General features: G+C 72.9%; 1 protein-coding gene. It reads left to right on the top strand.

The window, feature by feature from the left end; all coding sequences use genetic code 11:
- Window positions 1-971, top strand: a 971-nt coding sequence (locus DM816_RS41995; RefSeq protein WP_211589098.1) for a trypsin-like serine peptidase, incomplete at its 5' end; no start/stop codon positions are given.
- Window positions 972-1,094: the final 123 nt, after the last annotated feature.

Raw genomic sequence — 1,094 nt, 5'->3', positions numbered from 1 at the left:
CGTCGGCGGCGGGCCCGGGTCTGGCGCGGGCCGTGCAGGGCAGGCTGAGCCCGCGGGCCCAACGGGTGCTGGCCAAGCCGCGGGCCGGCGGCGACGCCGTGGCGCTGCTGCAGAAGCTGCTGGCGCAGGCGATGCGGCGGCAGGAGGCGGCCGAGGAGGCCGTCGACGAGGCGGTGGTCGAGGAGGCCGCGCAGACCGTGGAGGTCATCATCGGCACCGACGACCGGATCCGGATCGGCAACACCACGAAGGTGCCGTGGCGCCGCTACTGCGCCTTGAAGATCGAGTTTCCCAGTGGGGCCGTTTACCGCGGTACCGGTTTCTTCATCGGCGAGCGGGCGGTAGCCACCGCCGGGCACTGCGTGTATCTGCACGACCAGGGTGGCTGGGCGCGCCGGATCGAGGTCATCCCGGGCTGCGACGGCACCAGCCGGCCGTTCGGGTCCGCGTTGGCCACCACGTTCCGGTCCACGGCCGGCTGGACGCAGCACAAGCTGCCCGCCGCCGACTACGCGGCGATCATCCTGCCGGCCGGCGCGTTCCCGGGACAGAAGTTCGGCAGTTTCGGCTTCGGGGTCTTCCCCAACGAGGCGCTGCTGGCCACGCCGGCGGTGCTGGCCGGATATCCCGGCGACAAGCCGTTCGCGCAGCTGTGGGGCATGCGCCGCAAGATCAAGGCGGTGACGGCGGCCAACCTGGTCTACGACATCGACACGATGGGCGGGCAGAGCGGCGCCCCGGTGTACATCAAGCAGAACGGCCGGCGCTATGCGGTGGGCATCCACAACTACGGCGCGGGGGCCGGCAACTCGGCCACGCGCATCACGGCCGCCGTGGTGGCCAACTTCAAGAAGTGGAGCACGCTGGGTACGGCCGCGCTCAAGACGGTGATCACAGCGCCGCCCGCGGCCCAGGCCGCGCAGGTGCCGGCCGCGGCCGCCGCCGCGGGACTGTCCGATCTGGACATGTAGCGCAGTGGTGCCGCCACGCGACGCGTGGCGGCACCTTCTTGCGAGGTGGGAGGCGCGGTGCGCGGGCGGGTCGTGGACGGCGCCGGCCGGGGTGTGGCCGACGCGTCGGTGGTGGTGCTGCTC

Origin of the sequence: Allorhizocola rhizosphaerae (assembly GCF_003426775.1) — a bacterium.
Taxonomy (GTDB): domain Bacteria; phylum Actinomycetota; class Actinomycetes; order Mycobacteriales; family Micromonosporaceae; genus Allorhizocola; species Allorhizocola rhizosphaerae.
The sequence above is the reverse complement of the archived record's forward strand: the minus strand, read 5'-3'. Positions and strand labels throughout refer to the sequence as shown.